Genomic DNA, 21,067 nt, shown 5'->3' with positions numbered 1-21,067 from the left:
TTTAGCCACAGATTAGAAGGATTATCGCAGATTTTCCTCACCCTAAATCCCTCTCCAAAGGAGAGGGACTTTGAGCACGTTTGTTATAGCGGTTCTGAATAGTCTTTGTCTGTTCCGGTATTGAGGTGTTTTGCTCGATGAATCGGTGTTGTATCGGCGTTGTGTTTGAAATTTATGCTATTTAGCATCCAATTTTTTGCTGATGACTGCCAATCCACCATCGGAGTTTTACCACCTACTAGCCAACCGTTGCTGGAAAAGTAATTGAAGAATTTATTAGCTTCGAGTTCAGGGAAGTTTTCTTGGTTGAAAAAGTTCTTGACATTTTCAATTGTGGGCACTTTTTCTTTTTTTACGGAACTTTTTTGCCGACTTTCTTCAGTTTGTTTTTTTTCGGTGTCGGCGAATGCGAAAAGCATTTCTTTTTTTTCGTCAACAACATTTTTTAAAACGTCATCTTTATTTTCAAATTTTTGAGTTTGCTTACCCAAGTTTAAATCGTTTGAAATGTTTGTTTTGTTTATATAGTTTATAGAAGGTACTAGCGCTTGTTCAGTGCTTGTTTCATCACTAGTTCGTTGCTTGTTCAGAACCTGTCCTACATTTGATAAAATTTTTTCGGTGTTGCTTACTCTTTTTTGAACTGGCTTTAAGTCTTCTGAAAAATTAAAAAGTATGACCATACTGCCTTTGAATGGGTTGAATGATGGCTCGTATTTGATATATCCTTTTTCATTTAGTTCCCGCATACATTTATGATAGGTTGCTTTGGAACAAATTTTACTGATGCGCATTACCTCATCACGAGTTATGCTAATTGGGTTCTGGAAACGGTTTACATTCCAGAATTGAAAAAGTGCGATGTACAAACTGATATGTGTTGGATTTAGGCTTCTATCCTGAACAATTCTGTCGAAGAAACCTGTTAGGTGTTTGATGTAATTCATCGTACTAACCATTTTGGATTGAATAAAGTAACTGTCGCATCCACTTTATTTTCTTCTAATACTTTCATTAAATCACTGTATGCGTAATAAATGATTCCGCCAATTTTGGTGTAGGTCAATGTTCCGTTGATGCGGAGATTTTGCAAAGTACCTGAAGAAATATTTAACAACTTTCTAACCTCTGTAGATTTGAGCCATTGTTTTTGCTGTTGTGGTTTTGAATTGAGTATTTCGCTTAAATCGGAAAGAAGAAGTGTACGGAATTCGTTTAAATCTTCGCGAGTAATAACTTCGATTGCCATAATGTTGTGGTTTTAAATATTCTGGACAAAGAGAAATATTAAACCAATACCAAAACAGTTACTGGGGTTGCGCAACCCCCAACAAAGTATAGCAAAATCAACCATTCAGCAGAAAAAAGTTTTTATTAATACTAATGTTGACCTCTTATTTATTTCATTTTGACTAAATTTGCCTAATGAATACAAAATAGAGGTTTTGTCTCTATTACATATATTGCGAAAGTTATTTAGGGCATCAGAAAACGACCAAACTTCTTACAATCAGCCTACGAATAAACTGTTCGCCTACGTTATGCGTGGGCTCGGTTTATCGTGGCTGTAGGTGCTTGGTCGTACCTCTGATGCTGGTGATCGATGTCCCACGCTGTTGTTTGTACCAATCCCTAAATGTTTTTTTTTTCGTATATCTTAAAAAAGATTTTGTTATGAAAGAAGCAACAACAATTAGCCCCGAATTGCAACGTTTTATGGATTTACACAAAATCCAAACTATTTCAGAATTGGTATTGATTAACGATGAAACTTTACTTGCAATGGATGATTTTGGATGGCGAATGTTGAAGGAAGTCTTAAAACTTCGTCAATCCGAGTAGTTCAATTATTTTTTCTCGGACAACATTTCTTGTTGTAATTTCAATATTGTAGTATTTCGATTTTATGCTATCGGTTGATATTTTATCTGTATTTACTGTTTTGAAATTTTCTGAAATAAAACGGAATATATCCGCTTGATTTTTATGTTTTATTATTCCTGTTTCGATAAGTAATGCAAAAAAATAACTCAACTGCGCTACTGATAATCCTGTGAGAAATTTGATTTTATCTTCGTTATTGGAAATATTAGTAAATTGATTGGCATCCAATTTCATTTTTTTGGATAAATATTCAATTTCTTCTTCGATCCAGCTGATGATTTGCTCTTTTATGGATGGCAAATTTTCATTGTATTTAATGAAAGTCCGGGTTTGCTTTTGATTGTAATTTTTGAGCAATCTGTAAAGGATATCAATTTTTTGAATGTTGTTTTCGTGTTTGGATAATTCCATCAAAATGCCATCAGTTAAATTATCAAAAAACTGTGTAGAATTGAAGTTTAAATCGAAAAGGCATTCTTTGATTGATTCTTCAGAAATATTCTCAAAATGGATTTGTTTGTAAAATGCAATAATAAATTCGGAACAATAATTGAACTCATAATACGTCAATTTTTCTTGAATATTTATTGTTGCAATTTTTAGTAATGGTTCGTAAGCCATCTTCAATAACTGATCGTTGATGTTACTTTCTAATAGCCGTGATTTGACTTCTTTGAGTTTGTTTGTAATTTCAAATTCTTTGACTAGAGTAGAACGATAGGGAATTTGAATATTTACATTCAGGTAGTTCCGATATTCTTTTTCAATAAATCGGAGTAATTTTTCAAGATAGATATAGGTAATTTTTAAACAATCAATTTTATCATAGTTGTTAGAAAACTGATACAAATCGGATGAGTTTATAGGATTGATTTCTTTGATTAATCGATGTGCTAAATTCTCCAGAGCATATTGTTTTCTATGAATGTATTGTTCAATTCGTTCTTTTGACTTGAATTTGAAGACACGTTCTTTATTTATTTTCTTGATTTTTGAGTTTTCACTTTTCAGCGAATGGTAGCAATACAAAAAGAAACGTTTTTCTTGTGATAAATCTTCGATTTCACACTCTTGCAAAACATATAAAGTATTCTCATTTTTAGTGCACCAGCGTAAACTGATTTGGTTCTCCGGGACATTTAACTCATCAAGTATTTTTGGAATAAATGATTCAAATTCTTCGATAATATCAGCTTCTTTGAAATCTAATTTTGTAACTTTTGGATGCAGGTTATGGATTGGTTTTTTGACAATGTATTTTGTTTTGCCATTTTTTTTGATAAAATCTATTTGGTAAATAAGGAAACTTTCGGAAGTAAAATTTTCTAGAAATGGAGTCAGATCGTTACTAAAAATAATCTTTGGATTTTTGATTTCTTTTAGTATTCTATCGTAGTTTTCTAGTATGTATTTTGGTTTCATATAATGTTCTCCTTTAGGTCTAGATTATTTTGTCAATAATGCGCAGGTCAATATTTTAGATTCCTATCAAATTGAAAAAACATCAATTATTATTTCCTAAATTTTAAAAACAAATCTTTGAATGCTATTCCAATTCTCAATTTTTGGACATCTTTATTGTAGTCCATTAGGCTTTCTGAATACCCTAGATAGTATTGTAAATAAATGAATTGATTACTTTTTTTAGACATTCTGAAATTAAGACCTACTAATAAGCTCCCTTTCCAATCGGGCTTGAACGTTTTTCTTATTTCACTATCAATTATTATGTTTTCGTTTATTTTGAAGGCAAATTCTAATTGCTGATTTCCTCTGTAGTTAATAATTTCTGGGTTCTCGATCAAACTACCAATTGGCATCCAAATTTTTATACTAGCTGTTAAGTTATTAGTTAAATATCTCATATAGTATAATGATAAATAGTTCCAACTTCTGGAATGTTCTAAATCTCTTCCATTGGATTCGTGTTCATATTGAAGCATTACTATTTCACCAAGTTTTCCATTTCTAAAAAAAGGTTTTGCAATAGCCAGTCCAGGATTATAATTTGTTTCTCTAAACGGAAGCGATTCTTTGTAAGTGTCCCAAAATGCTTTTTGTTTGTATGTAAAAAAAAGATGTGTGTCCCAAGGCAATCTATTATTTGTTATCCTTTGCTTAAAACCAATTTGAATTTTTGTATCACTAGTACTACTCGTTGGATATTCGTTTGTAGATGTTCCTGTAATGAAATAATTATCTCCGTAGATGGTAAAGGAGGGTAAATCTTTGATAACGTCTCTAAAACGAGTGCTATCTATGGCTTCTGTTTTTTGTGAATAGGCTTTAAAAACCAAAACTATAAGAATCAAACAAAATGTTTTTTTCTTATAGAAAAATCTTGCTGGATTGTATTTAATATCATTTTTAGGATTATCCCGCATATAGTTTTCTAATTTAATACTGTTTTATTCGTTAGAAATACACAATATATTATGTGCCACTCTATGTAAGTAATAGGTGGGGTGATAGGTTGATTAGTTATTTTCTAATCTAAAAGTGTAAAAGGGAAATAGGATTTAATTTTTAAAAAATGCTGGAGTGTTAAAGAGAAACATCCAGCATTTCCCACTTAAACAAAACAAATATGAAATTTTAATTAAATGCCTGTCTGAATTCTAACGGGCTTTTATTGGTTTTGGCTTTAAATAATTTGCTAAAGGATTGTGGATGTTCAAAACCTAAACTGTATGCGATTTCGCTAATGGAAAGTTCTGTTGTTGATAGTTTTTCTTTTGCCATCTCGATTAATTTTTCGTGAATGTGCTGTTGTGTAGTTAAGCCTGTTGTTTGTTTCAGCATACTACTCAAATATTTGGTAGAGATATTCAAATTTTCAGCTATATATTGAACAGTAGGCAGTCCTTTTGAAATTAAATCAGTAGTAGCAAAATAGTTGGTGACTATATCTTCTAAACGATTTAGTAGTTTCGTATTTGTTATTTTTCGGGTTATGAATTGACGTTGATAAAACCTTTCTGAATAATTGAGTAAAGTTTCCAAATGCGAAATAATAATATCTTGACTGAATTTGTCAATATTAGAATTGTATTCGTTTTTGATGCTTTCTATTATTCCGTTGATGATAATTTCTTCTTTGTCTGAAAGAAACAAGGCTTCGTTGATTGCATAATCAAAGAATTCGTACTGCTTTATCTTTTTGGCTAATGGAGTATTCCATAAGAAATCAGGATGTATGAACAGCATCCAGCCTTCACGGTCAGAACGAGGTGCAGTCGGGGGACCTGTTAAAATCTGATTGGGCGCAATAAACCCCATAACTCCTTCATTATAATCATACTCTTGGTGACCATAAGGCATTTTTAGATCATCTTTTTTTAATGATATAATATAAAAATCCATAACCACATTTACACCTGCAAAATTATGAGGTTTCATATCTTTCAAATCTACAATACTTATCAACGGATGTGCTGGTTTAGGTAGCATTTGCAGTCGATGTCCTTCGGTAATTGTTTTAACTCGGATTATCTGTTTGTTTGTCATATTAAGAAAGATGATTGTTTTTTGATATAGTACGTTTTTTTACGAAGCTGTCCGTTTAGTTAAAAGAAGCTCGAAACTCCAAAGGACTTTTTTGAGTCTTGGCTTTAAATAATTTACTAAACGATTGCGGATGTTCAAAACCCAATTCATAAGCAATTTCGCTAATTGAAAGTTCGGTGGTTGACAGTTTTTCTTTTGCCTTGAAAATTAACTTTTCGTGAATGTGTTGTTGCGCAGTCAATCCTGTTATTTGTTTAAGCATACTACTTAAATATTTGGTCGAGATATTCAGATTATCAGCAATATATTGAACAGATGGCAATCCATTTGAAATTAAATCAGCAGTATCGAAGTAGTCCGTTAACAAATCTTCTAAACGGTTCAATAATTTACTGTTTGTTATTTTTCGGGTAATAAATTGACGTTCGTAAAACCGTTGAGCATAAGTAAACAATAATTCTAATTGAGCAATAATTACATCCTGACTAAACTTATCAATATTAGAATGATATTCATTTTTGATGTTATCAGTGATGCTATTGATCATCGTTTCTTCTTTATCAGAAAGAAATAAAGCTTCGTTAGTAGAATAACCAAAATATTCATACTGTTTTATTTTTTTTGCGAGTGAAGTGTTCCACAAAAAATCCGGATGAATGAATAACATCCATCCTTTAATATGTTTCGGCATTCCACTTTCTTCTGCACGTAAAATTTGTCCTGGTGCCAAAAATGCCATTATGCCTTCATCAAAATCATATTTCTGTTGACCATAAAAAATAGTATCGCAACCTCTTTTCATTATTATAACATAAAAGTCAAATACCACAGTATTTATGTCGGTAGTGTTTTCCATCCCAGCTAAATCAATTATACTAATTAGTGGATGATGGGGTTTTTGAATTGATGCCAAACGGTGTAATTCCGTTATTGATTTTATTTTATGGGGTGTTGTATTTTTCATTTTAAAAGGTAGCTTAAGATTTAAACGGATATTTCAACCAAATCAAAATTAAGGGCATAGCCAAAAATGGGATTTCTATCAAAGCCATTTTGTAATTTACAGCATTTAACGATAATGCCATTATCAATACAATAGTAAAAGCGTGAAGTATATTGCTAATGAAATATGTCTTCGGAAAAAACAACATCAATCCTATAATGATTGAAAAAACACCAAAATAAGGCATAAAGGACTGTTCAATTCCTAATTCGGTCATTATCTTTACTTGGTCAGGAGTTGTAGGCTGGAAGGCGTCCCAACCGTGTTTTAGGCTTAAGCCTGCTGATACTAATAAAAGTAGTATTGCGATAATGTTCTTTGTCATTTTTTGTTTTTTTAAATTAATAATGCTGTATTAAGCTAGCAAAACCACCTCGCCAATGTTTACCATCTTCAATTGATTTATTGCTTTTTTTTCTTCAACTAATTTTTTTAGAATAGTTGAAGCTTCAGAAATCGGTTCGTCTGACAAATCAAAAGTGCCATAGTGAAATGGAATCATCATCTTGGCTTTTGTGTCGTTAAATGCCTGAATGGCGTGTTCAGGGTCTTGATGGTTTGCTGACATAAACCAACGTGGAGAATAGGCCCCTGCTCCGATTAGGGCTACGTCAATGTTTGGAAACAATTCGCCTACTTCTTTAAAATGACTTCCATATCCCGAATCACCACCAAAATAGATTGTTTTTTCTTTGTATTTCATAACAAATGCACCCCATAACCGCTCATTTTCGTCGCCAATAGTACGATTTGACCAATGTCGAGAAGGGAGAAAACATATTTCAACTTTATCATTAAGATCATATTGTTGGTACCATCCCGCTTCTTGTATTTCAGCCGTTTTTATCCAATTGTTTAGTAATGAATTCATTTTTAATCCGGTGAGGAATTTAGCTTTTGGGTTCTGTTTTTGAATTAATTTTAAGCTGTCCTTATCGCAATGATCGTAATGTGCGTGTGATACTAAAACATAATCAATATTTACCAATTTGTCTGTCGATATTGGAAATTGGGTTAAGCGTTTATTTAAAGGAATTGTTCCGAATACAGGATCAATAAGAATCTGCTTTCCACCTAAACGGATAAAAAATGTGGAATGTCCTAAAAATACAATTGCATCTTCATCAGAATTCAGAAAGTTATCATCAGTAATCACAAGCATTCTCCAAGTGTCGTTTTCTTTGATTTGTTTTTGAGGATTCTTTTGCAACATCCATTTCAAAGCGTTACTAAACTTGTTTTTTGCAGGAAATTCAAGATTCATAAAACGACCCTCTTCATCTACAGGATTGCCTTCCCAAGAGGGTAAAATGGTTTTCAAATCTGGATTTTTAATTCGAGATGTTATCACTTGTATTTCAGATTTTGTACCTGCAACTAATTTTCCCACAAAGGCAATAGTGGCTACAGTAATGGTTGATTTTATAAATTTCCGTCTGTTCATTTATTTTGAAAATTCATATTTAACAAGACTTTCTATTGAAGCAATAATAGCATTTTCATTTGTTGAGATTGGTGACCATCCCAATATATTTTTTGCTTTTTGATTGCTTACATTCCTGTTAATATTTAAAAACATTACTCCTTGTTTAGCTTTAGAATTAAATAACGATGCAACTCTTAAAATAAAATTAGGAATAATTTTCGTTGTTACTTTATTTGCAATTTCAGGTTTGTACTTTTTAATGAAAGCTGCAATTTCAGGCATCGAAATTTGTCCGTCAGCTGAAGCAATAAATCGATGTCCATTGGCTTCTGGGGCTAACATTGCTCTAATATGTAAATCTGCAACATCTCTAACATCAACAATGTTTAATGGGATATTTGGTACAGCTTTCATTGAACCATCTAATAAATTTCTTAAAATACCAAAGCTTTCTGATACGTGTGAATTTAAAGATGGACCTAAAATAGCAACTGGATTAATAGTTACAAATTCTAAATTTCCTCCATTGTTTTCAATATATTCCCAAGCTGCTTTTTCAGCCAACGTTTTTGATTTTTCGTAAACAGACAAGCCCTTGAGATTTACATCTGTCCAGTTATCTTCAGTAGTCACTCTATTTTTATCAGTCTGACTAAATCCAACTGCACCAAAATTAGAAGTCATAATTACTCTTTTAACACCCGCTTTATTTGCGTGTTTTAAGATTCTTAAAACACCTTCAACTGCTGGTTTTATAGCTTCTTTTTCATCTTTGGGGTTTTCTAAAAAAACTGGAGACGCTACACTTAATACGTATTTACAATCTTGCATAGCAATAGACCAATTATCATCTTTTGTTAACTCCGCCTCAATAAAAGATAACTTTGAAAAATCTGAAAAGCCATTTTTTTCCAGCGTTTCAATAATTGCATCTTTACTTTTTATAGAACGAATTGTTGTTTTTACAAAATAGCCTTTTTTCAAAAGTTGTAAAATAATTTGCATTCCTACAAAACCATTACCTCCTGTTACTAATACATCTTTAAGATTATTCATTTCAAAAGTTTATAGAAATTAATTAAGTATATAATTTTGTAAAATGTAACCTCCAATTAAACCAATTGGTATGCCAATTAACGCATTTGTTAACGCTTTTCCAGCTTTATTCGGAAATTGATTTCTGTGTTTGAAATATAAGAAAAATCCAATTGGTGGCAAAGCATTAGAAAGTATTGACCAAAAGGTGGATAGACTGTCGTTAGTGTCGTTTTTCATTTTGTTATTGGGGTTGATTCCTTATGCCTGTTTTACTATTTATAAATGGATATTTTAACCAAATCATCAAGAATGGTATGGTTAAAAAAATCATTTCGAATAAGACCATTTTGTAATTACCTGCTTTTATTGCAAACGATATTATCATTATAATAACTAGTGCATTAACTATATTACCTATAAAATAGGTTTTAGGTATCAGTAAAATTACCCCCAATAAAATTACGCAAATACCAATGTATGGTATTGCAGATTCTTCCAAGCCTAGCTTTGAAACCATATTTAGTTGCTGAAATGTTGGCTTATGGAATGCGTCCCAGCCGTGCTTGAAATGTAATCCTACAGTCGTTAGGAGTAATAGCAATGAAATTATTTTTTTAGTCATTTTATATTTATGAGATTTATTAAAAAAAAAGTATCTACTTTCAGTGTTTTATTTTGTACGAGTCCATTTTACTGTTTTCCCCATCATCGGAACACCTTTGTAAACTCTTGATTCAAGATTGTTTAGACTTTTTAGTTCTGCTTTAAAACTTAATATCATTCCATTTTGTGCGCTGTATAATTCACCGTTTACAAATTCGTTTTCATCAGCATCATATTTTAAACCTGTTATGTGAGTAATACCTTGTATAGAACGATTTCTTAATTTTATATCTGGATTTTTGCTGTCCTTCTTTGGCGTTTTACCGTCAGTTTCAAACATCTCTTTAGACCATAATAGTTTTGCGGAATAAGTAGTACCCGATTTGAAAATTTCAATTTTATAATCTTCCGATTGCCATTTACCTATTATTTGGTCTGCTGATAATTTTTGAGAAAATGATGAGAGCGATATGAATAGCATTGTAGCTACAAAAAATATTTTTTTCATTTTGATTTTATGTTTTAATTCAAATATTGGAATTGAGATTTTGAAAATATATCTGTACTTCAGATAGTAGCTTGAAACTATAAGTCCTAAAATTCAACTTTAGCTAATTTTTGTGATATCACCCATAGTTTTGCAGCAACATTCCGATCGTCAGCTTGTGAAGGTATTTTGGCAATCGTAGGAAAACCACGAGTTTCACTCATTTTGTTTGGTCCATAATAGAAACCTCCTTTAGCTTCTGGAGATGTCGCTGCATACAAAGTAGGCAATGCTCCTTGTGCCTGTGGTTGAAACAAGAACGGAAGAAAAGTTCTCGCCATTCCTGCGACACTCCATCGCCCCGCACCAGTAATAAGCAAATTAGTTCGTGAAACCCCAGGATGGGAAGCCATACTCACAATACCCCAACCGTACTTATCACTTTGTCTTTGTAATTCCATTGCAAACATCAAATTCGCCAATTTTGATTGACTATAAGCTTTCCCTGGAGCATACGAAGATTCTGATTGCAAGTCATTAAAATTGATTATTCCTTCACGATTTGCTATACTTGAAACAGTAACAACACGTGCATTAGTTGATTTACGTAATAATGGAAGTAATTGTGCTGTCAGTGCAAAGTGACCAATATGGTTTGTGCCAAATTGTAGCTCAAAACCATCTTTAGTTTCGAGCCGTTTAGGAGGTGTCATTACACCAGCATTATTTATTAAAAGATCGATAGCTTGTCCTCTAGAAGTCATTCTCGAAGCAAAGTTTTTGATTGAAGATAAATCAGCAAGGTCTATTTTTTCAAAAATCACTTTTGCCTTTGGGTTTATCTCACGAATCTTTGCTATTGATTGAGAACCTTTTCCAGCATTACGCCCCATCATTATCACATTCCATCCAGCTGATGATAAGGCTAGTGCATCTTCAAAACCGACACCTTCGGTACTTCCGGTAATTATTGCTAGACCTTTATCTCTTTTTGGAATATCAACTGTTGTCCAATTTTTAATTTTGGTTTCCATTTTTTATATCTGTGTTATTGATTTTTAAAATTGTATTTTGTATCCAAAGTCTGGGAAGAAACCTATTTGGTCTATTTGATCCACACTATTGGTTAAACGGTTGTATTGACGAACAAACACATTTTCGCTATTGGTTATGTTTTGAAAGTCGATATAAAACTGGTGTGATACTTTTTTGCGACTGCTGTTTATTTTCATACCCACTTTAAAATCCAATCGTACATAAGGGTCGTATTGTTCTGAAAATGCTAAATCATCTTGTAGAATTTCGTAACCTGCAGCTTGACTTGCCGCTAAATCAACAGGAGTGTAATATCTTCCGCCAGAAGTACTGAATTTTGAATCAAATGAAAGTACATTTTTTCCGTTTTTACCCACTTTAAATTCTTTTCCTCCTAAAAGATTAAAAACATAACCGTTATTGAAAGGTGAGTTTCTTTCGATGCCATCACTTCCTTCGTACTTGGCTTCAAAAAGGGATACAGTTGCTAATGTGTACCAACCTTTGGAAAGGAATTTTTCGACTGTAAATTCAAGACCAAGATTATGCGCTTTGCCATTGCTTACTAAATTGAATTTATCTTGACTAAAAAGAAAATCGGCACCTTCGGTTAAAGACGAATAACTACTCGAAAAATTATCCACAGCAGCATTGCTAATATCTTGATAATAGGCTTCCACTTTGGCACGCCATCCTTTGCCCGGACGTAAGTCATAGCCCAAAACATAATGGTTACTTCTCACTAAATCTAAATCACGATTGGCTTGTAAATTGACACCACCAATGTTTTGATTTAAGAAAAGTAATGGAGCAGGCACATTTTGATGATGAAGACCATAACCAAAAGTCAAGCTGTGAACCGGAGTTAAATTCCAAGTAAGTGCTGCTCTCGGTTCTGCTACAAAAGTTTCGTTGAGCGAAAAGTATTGCCCGTGAATTCCAGCGTTTAAAGTAAAGCTTTCGGAAAATCGGAAAAGTCCTTGAGCATAAGGCTGAAAAACAGTATAGCTATCATCAGCACTAATTCGTTGGGTAAAATCAGGGTAACCGTCACCGTCGTTGTCTGGCTGTTCGTTTCGGTTGGCAACATCTGCCTGTAAATTGTAGCGTTCTAGCATAATCCCAGATCGTAAACTAAATTTATTAGTGAACTTTGCATTGTAAACAGAGGAAAGTGTCATACGTATTTCTGTATTGTCAACATCTGCAAATCGAAGAAGATTGGCTTGTGGTGTATCAAAATCATAAATACGATCTATTTCACCAATTTGACCACTAAATGATCCGCCAAGAGTAGTTTTTATGGAAGAAAAATTGTTTAAAGCTATTGTATGGCGAAGTCCCATCATACCAAATCGAGAAGTAAATTCTATTACTTCATCTGGAGCAGAAAAAAGGTCTTCCTCATCATAATCTTCTACACCATTAAATTCGATGCTAGAGTTTCCAGCAATACCAAAGAAGGAGAAGTTACCCAATTTAGATTTTCCAAAATCCAAGTTAAAAGAAATATCCGAGTAATTAGGTGTTGCACCAGTACCAAATCCGCCAGTTACACCAGCCAATCCATATCTGGCAGCTACTAAAAACGAACCATCTTTGCCCATTGGTCCTTCAGCCATACCTTCGAATCCTGTTAAAGCACCAACACCGACAGTGTATTCATAATTATCTGTATTTCCTTTTCGGAAATTGATGTCAAATACGCCACCCAAAGCGTTACCATATTCTGCAGGGAAAGCCGAAGTAATAAAATCAGAATTGCTCATTACATTTGGATTTAGTGCACTAACAGGGCTTCCAGTAGTTCCCAAAGAGCTAAAATGATTCGGACTAGGTACAGGTATTCCGTCTATTCTCCAAAGTAAACCCGTAGAGGAGTTTCCTCTAACAACAATATCATTTCTACTGTCATTAGGTGCAGAAACACCTGCAAAGTTAGAAGCCAAACGTGCCACATCACTACGACCTCCCGCATATTTTGTTATTTCGTCAACACTTACTTGACGTGCGCTTACGGCTGCAAGTTTGTTTATTGGTTTGTCTTTTTTGGATCTTGAATTTAAAACAACTTCTTTGAGTGTGTTGTACGTTGCATTAAGCCGAATGTCAAGAGGAACATCTTTTCCGCTCGTTACGTCAATGTTTGACAAAGTAACTGTTTCGTAACCTACAAATGAAAAGCTTACACTTGCACGACCAATAGGAAGATTGTCTAATCTATAAAGCCCTTCGGGATTTGTATTTGTTCCCGTACTATCCGCTAAAAAGATAACGGTAACTCCCTCGATAGGTTGTTCGGTCAAGTTGTCGATAATCTTACCTCTAATAGCTCCTTTTTGAGCAAAAGAACTGTAGCCAATGAAAAATAATATTAGGATTATTATTTTTCTGAAATCAATTGTGAATTCTATTTTTCCTTTTTTCATAATTTTCTATTTTTTTAACATTACAAAATTGCGTAAGATTAAAAAGATAGATTTAGCCAAAATACCTTTTGATGTAGTCAAAAGGATTATTAACAGTAAATTAATAATCCTTATAAATAAAAAACCAATAGAAAAAGAGATTGAACTTTCTATTGGTTATTAAATATGATTTACGAACTAGTATTATCCATTATCTACCACGGAATTTCACCTGTTTCTGGGTTCATATCCTCGGCAAAAAATTTCCCTGTTGGTCCATCATTATTAATTGTAGCATATTTAACGACTCTTTTTGCCGCATCTGCAACCGAGCCTTGACCAAGCATTTTATTGAAATCTGTTTTAGTTGAGCCTGGACTTACAGCATTAACTTTGAAAGGAAGTTCTCTTAATTCATAAGCTAAAACGAGCGTAAACATATTCAAAGCTGCTTTTGATGATTGATAAACCACACCTTTGTGTTTGTAATGAATAAAATTCGGGTCACTATGCAAGGTAAGTGAGCCTTGACTGGAACTTACATTTACAATTCTTGGTTCAGTTGATTTCTTCATTAAATCTAAAAATGCTTGTGTTGTTCTTATCACTCCAAATACATTTACTTCAAATACTTCTTTAAATTTATTTACATCAGTATCAGTGGAAGTGTGCATAATGGGAGTTTCTACATTAAATTCTATCCCGTTTATCCCGGAATTATTGATAAGAACATCTAAAGTTTCCATTTTTTCTCCTAACTCAATTCTTGCATTATTTACCGATGTATCATCAGTAACATCAATTTGAATAGCTTCTACATTGTTAAATCCTTCCGATTTCAATTTTTCTACTGCTTCGTTTCCCAATTTTTCATTACGACTTCCTAAAAAGACATAATAGTCATTTTGTAAAAGTTGTTTTGCTACTTCAAAGCCAATACCTTTATTAGCCCCTGTAATTAATGCTGTTTTCATTTTTTTCATTTTTAATTAATACTTCTGCAAAGTTATTTGCATTTAGTATACTTTTGTAACCGATATACAAAAGGATACCAAAATGACAGAAGAAGTAGCATTGCAAATAAAGAACTTAATAGCTCACGTTCAAGACACTTTATTCGTACTCGGGGGTAAGTGGAAGCTACCTATAATCATAGCTATTAAACACGGAAATCATCGGTTTAAGGATATTAAAGAATTTGTTCCTAAAATTACGAATAGGGTACTTTCTGCAGAATTAAAATCTCTTGAAGCAAACAAGTTAATTACAAGAACAGTTTGTGATACATCTTCTATTACTGTAGAATACAAAATCACAGAATACGCATTAAGTGTCAAAGAAGTAGTAAACACGATGGGTGATTGGGGTGCAAATCATCGAAAAAAAATAAAATAATAGTATTTTAGTTGAAACTATTTCTAAACTCGATTGGACTTACCCCACTTTTGTTTTTAAATAATTTACTAAAAGACTGCGAATTTTCTTGTTCTGAAATAGGTTGACGTTTTTTCTGTCGTAGTTCTTACTGAATTTTTTTAGACACTTCGTTTGGTTGCAAATGGATAAGTATTTTCGTGTCGTTCCATAATTTTTTTGCACGTTGCTGGTCATACGACAATTTAGAAGAACGCCTTTCAATCAACTTACCGTTATTTGATTGAAAATATTTTCCCGAACCATTTGAGTAGGCTTTGTCTGCCGAAACTGCTGCAAGAAACTGTCCTGATAAAATAGTTTCGCCCATTGTTACACCGTTACGTTTCATTACCCAACGCATAAATGAAGTTTCTGCTAACCATTGCAAAGGTTTAGGCATATTTCTTAAAAATCCTGTTCCCGTAGTTGCTCCGGGGTCATAGGCTATTGATAAAATTGAACTTCCCGATTTTGATAATCGTCTGTCCAACTCGTAAACGTAAGCTATCATATCCAATTTTGATGTGGCATACATTTTTCCCAATGAAATTGGCTTCGCACCATTTTTACCTGTGTTTGCCAATTCTGTTGCGGTAACTCCTGCGGCAATGCCCATAATTTTTCCGTCTGATGTGTCGGGGTCGTGTGTTCCGCTTGCGGTAAACACAATTCGCCCGTTGTCTGCAACTTTGTCTAACAACAACTCTGTCAATAAAACGTGTCCTAAATAGTTGGTAGCATATGTTTCTTCGTAACCGTCTGCGGTATAAGAAACTTTTCCGTTAAAACGAACACCTGCGTTGCAAATAATCGCTTGCAAATTGTCAACTTCGCCTTTGTCAATCAATGCCAAGCATTGAGCAACTCCCGAACGAACAGAAACCAAAGATGAGGTGTCCATTTTTATGACACTTACTTTTACTTTATAAGTTTGTTGCAGTTCTGATGCAACTACTTGCATTTTTTCGGGGCTTCTCCCTGCTAAAATTAAATTGTAATGATACTTTGAAGCTAAAAATTTAGAACATTCAAGTCCCAATCCGCTATGTCCGCCTGTTATTAAAATCGTTGCCATATTTTTTTATTTTTAAATTATGGTGCAAAGTTGGAACGATTAAACAAGATTACATTTAACATTTGGTAAATAGTAAGTTTAGCGGATATTTTTTCTTATTCGGCTTAATGATTGTTGCGTAATTCCCAAGTAAGAAGCAATGTAAGAAAGCGGTATGCGGTTAGTTGCATTTGGAAATTTTTTTAAAAATTCAAGGTAACGTGTCGTAGCATCTTGCGAAATTAGAGAACCGATGTTGTTCATTTTTTCTGTGTGATGTTTGGTCATAATTTTTTCAATCATTTTGTCCCAATCCAAAATTGTATCTGAAATTTCTTTCCAATCTTTTTTGGTAAACGTGATGAATTTGCAGTCGGTAACCGCTTCCAAATAAAATGTTGCTTCAAAATTTTCCCAATCTTTTATTAAGTGATTTTCGTCAAAAAAATACTTGGTAATTTCTTTGCCCTTGTTGTCATAGTATGCAACACGAATAATGCCATCCACAATAAAACCAATGTGTTTGGGTATTTTTCCTGCTTCCCAAAAGTAGTTGTCTTTCGGAAGTTCTAATGCTGCCGCCTTGCTTGTAATAAAGTCAATTTGCTGTTTGTTTAAGTTACCAAACTGCAACAAAAAATCTATAAACTGTTTCATATTTCAAAGTTAGCAATCAAAGTTAGTTGGTCAATTCACATTTGGTAAAAAATGCAGGGTTGGCTCCGGTAATTAATGCTTTTCTCATTTTAATTGTTTTAAATTATTATGATACAAAGGTCATCAGATGCAACTTGTAGAATTTAGCCTAATTGAGGAATTTGATAGTCAAAATGAGGTTTGACAATCCTTAATTAAAACTCTCCCTAAATTTTAAAGGACTTACTCCGCTTTTGTTCTTGAATAATTTTGAAAAACTTTGCGAATGTTCAAAACCTAATTCAAAAGCTATTTCGGAAACAGATAAATTTGTGGTAGAAAGTTTCTCTTTTGCTTTTTCGATTAGTTTATTGTGAATGTGTTGTTGTGTACTTTGTCCTGTATGTAACTTTAAAAGATTACTCAAATAATTAGGAGAAATGTTTAATTTTTCGGCTATTGATTGTACACTTGGTAATCCCGATTTTGAAAGGTTTTCGGTATTGAAATAGTCGTTTAAAAATCCTTCTATTTTTGATAAAATCTGATGGTTGCTAATTTCACGAGTGATGAATTGACGATTGTAAAACCGATCCGCATATTTTAGTAACAATTCTATTTGAGCAATAATTAAATCTTTACTAAATTTATCAATATTGGTGTGATACTCTTGTTTAATGCCTTCAAAAATGGTGGTGATTATTGTTTCTTCTTTATCCGAAAGAAACAAAGCTTCGTTGATGGTATAATTGAAAAATTCATATTGTTTAATTGTTTTTGCCAAAAATGATTTCCATAAAAAATCAGGATGAATTTGTAATAGATAGCCTGACCGATTGTTTGGGGCATTGGGATCAATTTCTATTCGGAGCACTTGTCCAGGAGCAAGAAACGACATTAATCCTTCGTCAAAATCATATTCCGACTGTCCGTAAAACATTTTGATACCATCTACTCTTTTTAGGGCAATAGAATAAAAATCCATCACAAAACTCAATGATTTTCCATCGGTTTGATGCACTACTTTTGAGTAATCAATCAGGCTAATCAACGGATGTTGCGGTTTGGGTAATCCTACAAAACGATGATACTCTGTGATGGATTTTATTCTTTTGATTTCCATATTTTGAATGTATTTATTTGTTTAACCAATTATGAAACAGTTTATTGTATAACGGTAAAATTACATAAAACATTAATGGAACTGCTAATGTAAGCACCAATGTTCGTATAGGCAAAGGAATTTTGATTAGTATATCGCCAAATAAAAAGAAAATAAAGGTTATTAGTGGATAGATTGCCAACCATATTAAGAAGGCTCTTTTGTGTCTGTTATTATCTTTCATAAGTAGATTTTTATTGTTTTTTATCGGTCTTATGTAATTCGCACATCATCATAGTTTTTTGCGACCAATTTTTGGTGATGCTCATTTCATAACCTAAATTTCATTGTAAGCCTTTGCAAAATTTACTGCAAAATCTTTGAGTTTTACTGTCCCAAAATGGCTTGGTTTGTTGTTTATATAATCTTCGTATAATAATCCGGAATCAATGGCGGCATACATTTCTGTAAGACCTGCGGCTATTTTGGGGTTCATTCCAATAGATAGTAATCCGTTTTCCATTTGTTCATTTGTCAATTGGACCCATTTCAAGTCATTATTTCCTATTGCTTTGCCTAAAACTTTTACTAATTCATTGTACGTAAGTTCTTCACTGGCAACATATCGAACGTTTCTGCCATCTAATTTTGTTGTCAATTCTTCAGTGATAACATTGGCTATATCTATTGGCGAAACCCAAGAATTGATTACATCGCCACCAATGTTAGAGGCTATAAATCCATTGTTTTTTGCTGAATATATTTGCGATAATAAATTATAATAAAACTCTGTTGGCCTAATGTGGGTAATCGAAACATCCGCTGCTAATGTATTTAAAATTCTCTCCACATTATGAGCACCTACTAAAATTCCATTTCCTGCTTCTAAATGTCCTCCAATAGTACTTAAGTTGACTACTCGTTTTACACCAGTATTTTTTATGGCATCTTTATAATTTTGCCCTATAGAACGATAATAAGATAGTAAATCGAAACTAGGATCAAAGTAATTTTCTGGTGGAACCATAGAATATACTGCATCTGCTCCAGTAAATGTTGCTGTTACAAATTCAACATCTTGCAAAGAACCAATGGCTGCTATTGCTCCTAAACTTTCAATTTCTGCCCGCTTTTTATCGTTACTACTAATTACTGTTACTGAATGTCCTTTTTGTATTAATTCAATTGTGAGTGGTTTGCTTATGTTTCCTAACGAACCTGTTACTACTATTTTCATCGTTTTGTTTTTATATGTGAATTCCTCCAGAAACTTCTAATCGTTGGGCATTGACCCATTTTGCATCATCACTACATAAAAAAGCTACTACACTGCCAATATCATCGACTACACCAACTCGACCAAGAGCGGTTTGGTTTGCAATCATAGCGTTCAAATCTTTGTTATCTCGTACAGCGCCACCACCAAAATCGGTTTCGATTGCACCAGGAGCCAATACATTTACCCTTATTTTTTTAGATGTAAATTCTTTTGCCATATATTTTGTAAGTGTTTCTAAAGCACCTTTCATACTAGCATAAGGTGCGTAACCATCATAAGCAAAACGAGTCAATCCAGAAGAAATATTTACAATTGCTCCATTCTCGTTCATAAACGGAAATAATTTCTGTGAGAGTAAATAAGGTGCTTTTAAGTGAACAGCATACATTTGATCTAAAGTAGCTTCCGTAGTTTCGGTTATTTTTTCATAAGCTCCAAAACCGGCATTATTGATAAGATAATCGAAATTTGGATTACCCTCGTGTTCTTGTAAATGCTCGTTTATTTGTGAAACAAAAGCATCAAAAGTATTCAATTTACTTACATCCAATTGGTAAGCAATTGCTTTTTGCCCCATAGCGAGTACTTCAGCCACTACTTTATCAGCCTCAATTTTATTGTTATTGTAGGTAAAAATTACATTCAATCCTTTTTTGGCAAGAGAAAGAACCATATCTTTTCCTAAACCTCGACTTCCACCCGTTACGAGTGCTATTTTGCTTTTCGTTGTCATAATTTATGTTTTAGATTATGAAGCAAAATTCGGTATATGCTATAAGTTGTATGTAGTCAAATCTATGATTGTTGTAGTCAAAAATTAAATACCGATTTTAATATTCTCTTTGAAATTTATTTAAGATGGTACTGTTTTTATTATTGGTTCAAACTTATAAAGTAGTGATAGTACAAAAAAAGTTATGAGATTAATTTTTAACATTGGTATTCAATCAATTGGCTTTATTGAATTTATTATCTGTTGCTGTAAATTTATTTCTTAAAATCTTCATATCCTCACTCACTTTTTGATCTAGAATTTTAGCATAATGTTGAGTGGTTTGAATGTTTTTATGACCAAGCATTTTGCTTACAGTTTCGATAGGAACTCCATTGGTAAGTGTTACTGATGTTGCAAAAGTATGTCTAGCCATATGAAAAGTGATTTCCTTTGAAATATCACATAGATCTCCAACTTCTTTAAGATAGGCATTCATCTTTTGGTTAGTCAAAATTGGCAGGATACTATCTTCGTTTAAACACTTTGGATGATTGGCATATTTTTGAATGATTTCTTGTGCAATTGACAATACTGGTATTTTTGACTTGGTATCTGTTTTCTGCCGATTCTTGAAAATCCATTTTTCGCCATCTATGCCTATTGCTATGTGGTCTTTCTTTAATCCTTTTACATCAACATAAGCTAAACCAGTATAACAGGAAAAAATAAAAATATCCTTTACTAAATTTAATCTTTCTGATGAAAATCGTTTGTTGTAAATCCTGTTTAATTCTTCTTCAGTAAGAAAATCTCGTTCCACTTCTTTCATTTTTCCTTCGTAGCGACTACAAGGATTTTTATCTAACCAATCGTTATCCAAACAGATTTTAATTATTTTTCTGAAATTCCTAACATATTTTACAGCAGTATTGTTATTGCATTTTTTAATACTTCGCAAATAGAATTCAAATTCGGTTACAAAAGCGTAATCAATTTTGTTTATGCTTATGTCCGAAACATTGTATTTCCATTGGATGAATTCTTGTAAGTGTTTCAAAGATATTTTAAATCGTTCCAATGTTCCATAAGCATACCCATTGCCGATAAGTTCTTCGATTTTATCATTGTGATTTTGATAAATGGGAATGATCATTCGCTCTCTTTGATGGGTTCCTAATATTCTTGATTTGAAATTTTCCAGAGATAATTCTTAATTTTTATGGATTAGTTCCATTTGAATATCAAATACTTTAGATTTCATTAAATCAAGATAGTTATTAATTGTTCTAGCTTCTTCCGAGCTGCCTTTCATTTTGGATAGTTCTGGCGACCATTTGGACTTGTCAATGAATTTCTTGGAACTGAATTCGAAGCGTTGTCCATCAACAGTCAATCGAATATAAATTGGTAATTGTCCAGCTGCATTAGCTTTTGTAGTTTTTGCATAAATGTGTAAAGTGATTTTTGCTTTCAT

Annotated in this window: 24 protein-coding genes; 2 read left to right on the top strand and 22 right to left on the bottom strand. The window is 32.9% G+C overall.

Annotated elements, in window-relative coordinates; translation table 11 throughout:
• Positions 1-83: 83 nt before the first annotated feature.
• Together OZP15_RS08565 and OZP15_RS08560 are read right to left on the bottom strand one after the other, a co-directional pair.
• A complete protein-coding gene (locus OZP15_RS08565) occupies positions 84-947 on the bottom strand; it encodes a transcriptional regulator (protein ID WP_281335867.1) in 864 nt (287 codons plus the stop codon).
• Positions 944-1,249, bottom strand: coding sequence for a helix-turn-helix domain-containing protein (locus OZP15_RS08560; protein WP_269225066.1), 306 nt, complete (start codon positions 1,247-1,249; stop codon positions 944-946). The genes OZP15_RS08565 and OZP15_RS08560 overlap by 4 nt, the downstream gene beginning before the upstream one ends.
• Before the next feature lie 425 nt (positions 1,250-1,674).
• Here OZP15_RS08560 and OZP15_RS08555 point away from each other — a divergent pair, with 425 nt between their 5' ends.
• Positions 1,675-1,842, top strand: a complete 168-nt coding sequence (locus OZP15_RS08555) for a hypothetical protein (RefSeq protein ID WP_269225065.1) — start codon at positions 1,675-1,677, stop codon at positions 1,840-1,842.
• Here the strand turns inward: OZP15_RS08555 and OZP15_RS08550 are convergent.
• The 12 genes from OZP15_RS08550 to OZP15_RS08495 all read right to left on the bottom strand — a co-directional run bounded on the left by OZP15_RS08550 (position 1,819) and on the right by OZP15_RS08495 (position 14,365).
• Positions 1,819-3,306 carry a hypothetical protein gene (locus tag OZP15_RS08550; RefSeq protein WP_281335866.1) on the bottom strand — a complete coding sequence of 496 codons (1,488 nt, stop codon included), beginning with the start codon at positions 3,304-3,306 and terminating at the stop codon, positions 1,819-1,821. The two genes, OZP15_RS08555 and OZP15_RS08550, sit on opposite strands and share 24 nt — an antisense overlap.
• A gap of 89 nt (positions 3,307-3,395) precedes the next feature.
• A complete protein-coding gene (locus OZP15_RS08545) occupies positions 3,396-4,268 on the bottom strand; it encodes a phospholipase A (protein ID WP_281335865.1) in 873 nt (290 codons plus the stop codon).
• Positions 4,269-4,479: 211 nt separating this feature from the next.
• A complete protein-coding gene (locus OZP15_RS08540; RefSeq protein ID WP_281335864.1) occupies positions 4,480-5,391 on the bottom strand; it encodes a helix-turn-helix domain-containing protein in 912 nt (303 codons plus the stop codon).
• 55 nt (positions 5,392-5,446) lie between these two features.
• Positions 5,447-6,355, bottom strand: a complete 909-nt coding sequence (locus OZP15_RS08535; protein WP_281335863.1) for a helix-turn-helix domain-containing protein — start codon at positions 6,353-6,355, stop codon at positions 5,447-5,449.
• A gap of 13 nt (positions 6,356-6,368) precedes the next feature.
• The gene (locus OZP15_RS08530) at positions 6,369-6,719 is read right to left on the bottom strand and encodes a hypothetical protein (protein WP_269225061.1); all 351 of its coding nucleotides are present in this window, start codon (positions 6,717-6,719) and stop codon (positions 6,369-6,371) included.
• 30 nt (positions 6,720-6,749) lie between these two features.
• Positions 6,750-7,838, bottom strand: coding sequence for an MBL fold metallo-hydrolase (locus OZP15_RS08525; RefSeq protein WP_281335862.1), 1,089 nt, complete (start codon positions 7,836-7,838; stop codon positions 6,750-6,752).
• Positions 7,839-8,876, bottom strand: a complete 1,038-nt coding sequence (locus OZP15_RS08520; protein ID WP_269225059.1) for an SDR family oxidoreductase — start codon at positions 8,874-8,876, stop codon at positions 7,839-7,841.
• Between the two features lie 18 nt (positions 8,877-8,894).
• Entirely contained in the window at positions 8,895-9,095 is a 201-nt protein-coding gene (locus OZP15_RS08515) for a hypothetical protein (protein WP_269225058.1), read from the bottom strand.
• A gap of 433 nt (positions 9,096-9,528) precedes the next feature.
• Positions 9,529-9,969: a DUF2147 domain-containing protein gene (locus OZP15_RS08510; RefSeq protein ID WP_269225057.1), complete on the bottom strand. Its 441-nt coding sequence runs from the start codon at positions 9,967-9,969 to the stop codon at positions 9,529-9,531.
• A gap of 86 nt (positions 9,970-10,055) precedes the next feature.
• A complete protein-coding gene (locus OZP15_RS08505) occupies positions 10,056-10,982 on the bottom strand; it encodes an SDR family oxidoreductase (RefSeq protein WP_269225056.1) in 927 nt (308 codons plus the stop codon).
• A gap of 24 nt (positions 10,983-11,006) precedes the next feature.
• Positions 11,007-13,412 (bottom strand): TonB-dependent receptor, encoded by a 2,406-nt coding sequence (locus tag OZP15_RS08500; RefSeq protein ID WP_269225055.1) that lies wholly within the window; start codon positions 13,410-13,412, stop codon positions 11,007-11,009.
• Positions 13,413-13,606: 194 nt separating this feature from the next.
• Complete coding sequence (locus tag OZP15_RS08495; protein WP_269225054.1) at positions 13,607-14,365, bottom strand: SDR family oxidoreductase; 759 nt, start codon at positions 14,363-14,365, stop codon at positions 13,607-13,609.
• 82 nt (positions 14,366-14,447) lie between these two features.
• Between OZP15_RS08495 and OZP15_RS08490 the strand changes: the two genes are divergently transcribed.
• Positions 14,448-14,786 carry a winged helix-turn-helix transcriptional regulator gene (locus OZP15_RS08490; RefSeq protein ID WP_281335861.1) on the top strand — a complete coding sequence of 113 codons (339 nt, stop codon included), beginning with the start codon at positions 14,448-14,450 and terminating at the stop codon, positions 14,784-14,786.
• A gap of 127 nt (positions 14,787-14,913) precedes the next feature.
• On the opposite strand, the gene OZP15_RS08485 is transcribed toward OZP15_RS08490, so the two are convergent.
• The 8 genes from OZP15_RS08485 to OZP15_RS16260 all read right to left on the bottom strand — a co-directional run bounded on the left by OZP15_RS08485 (position 14,914) and on the right by OZP15_RS16260 (position 21,067).
• A complete protein-coding gene (locus tag OZP15_RS08485; RefSeq protein ID WP_281335860.1) occupies positions 14,914-15,882 on the bottom strand; it encodes an SDR family NAD(P)-dependent oxidoreductase in 969 nt (322 codons plus the stop codon).
• A gap of 78 nt (positions 15,883-15,960) precedes the next feature.
• The gene (locus OZP15_RS08480; protein ID WP_269225051.1) at positions 15,961-16,518 is read right to left on the bottom strand and encodes a Crp/Fnr family transcriptional regulator; all 558 of its coding nucleotides are present in this window, start codon (positions 16,516-16,518) and stop codon (positions 15,961-15,963) included.
• 190 nt (positions 16,519-16,708) lie between these two features.
• Positions 16,709-17,620 carry a helix-turn-helix domain-containing protein gene (locus tag OZP15_RS08475; protein ID WP_281335859.1) on the bottom strand — a complete coding sequence of 304 codons (912 nt, stop codon included), beginning with the start codon at positions 17,618-17,620 and terminating at the stop codon, positions 16,709-16,711.
• Positions 17,621-17,633: 13 nt separating this feature from the next.
• Positions 17,634-17,843, bottom strand: coding sequence for a hypothetical protein (locus OZP15_RS16310; protein ID WP_489886131.1), 210 nt, complete (start codon positions 17,841-17,843; stop codon positions 17,634-17,636).
• A gap of 93 nt (positions 17,844-17,936) precedes the next feature.
• On the bottom strand, positions 17,937-18,836 hold the full coding sequence (locus OZP15_RS08470) for an NmrA family NAD(P)-binding protein (RefSeq protein WP_281335858.1): 900 nt from the start codon (positions 18,834-18,836) through the stop codon (positions 17,937-17,939).
• A gap of 10 nt (positions 18,837-18,846) precedes the next feature.
• On the bottom strand, positions 18,847-19,611 hold the full coding sequence (locus OZP15_RS08465) for an SDR family NAD(P)-dependent oxidoreductase (protein WP_269225047.1): 765 nt from the start codon (positions 19,609-19,611) through the stop codon (positions 18,847-18,849).
• A 214-nt stretch (positions 19,612-19,825) separates the two neighbouring features.
• The gene (locus tag OZP15_RS08460; RefSeq protein WP_349293250.1) at positions 19,826-20,746 is read right to left on the bottom strand and encodes a site-specific integrase; all 921 of its coding nucleotides are present in this window, start codon (positions 20,744-20,746) and stop codon (positions 19,826-19,828) included.
• A gap of 57 nt (positions 20,747-20,803) precedes the next feature.
• Positions 20,804-21,067 (bottom strand): Arm DNA-binding domain-containing protein, encoded by a 264-nt coding sequence (locus OZP15_RS16260; RefSeq protein WP_349293249.1) that lies wholly within the window; start codon positions 21,065-21,067, stop codon positions 20,804-20,806.

It is taken from the genome of Flavobacterium eburneipallidum, assembly GCF_027111355.2.
Taxonomy (GTDB): Bacteria; Bacteroidota; Bacteroidia; order Flavobacteriales; family Flavobacteriaceae; genus Flavobacterium; species Flavobacterium eburneipallidum.
This window is presented reverse-complemented; position numbering and strand designations above follow the sequence as displayed.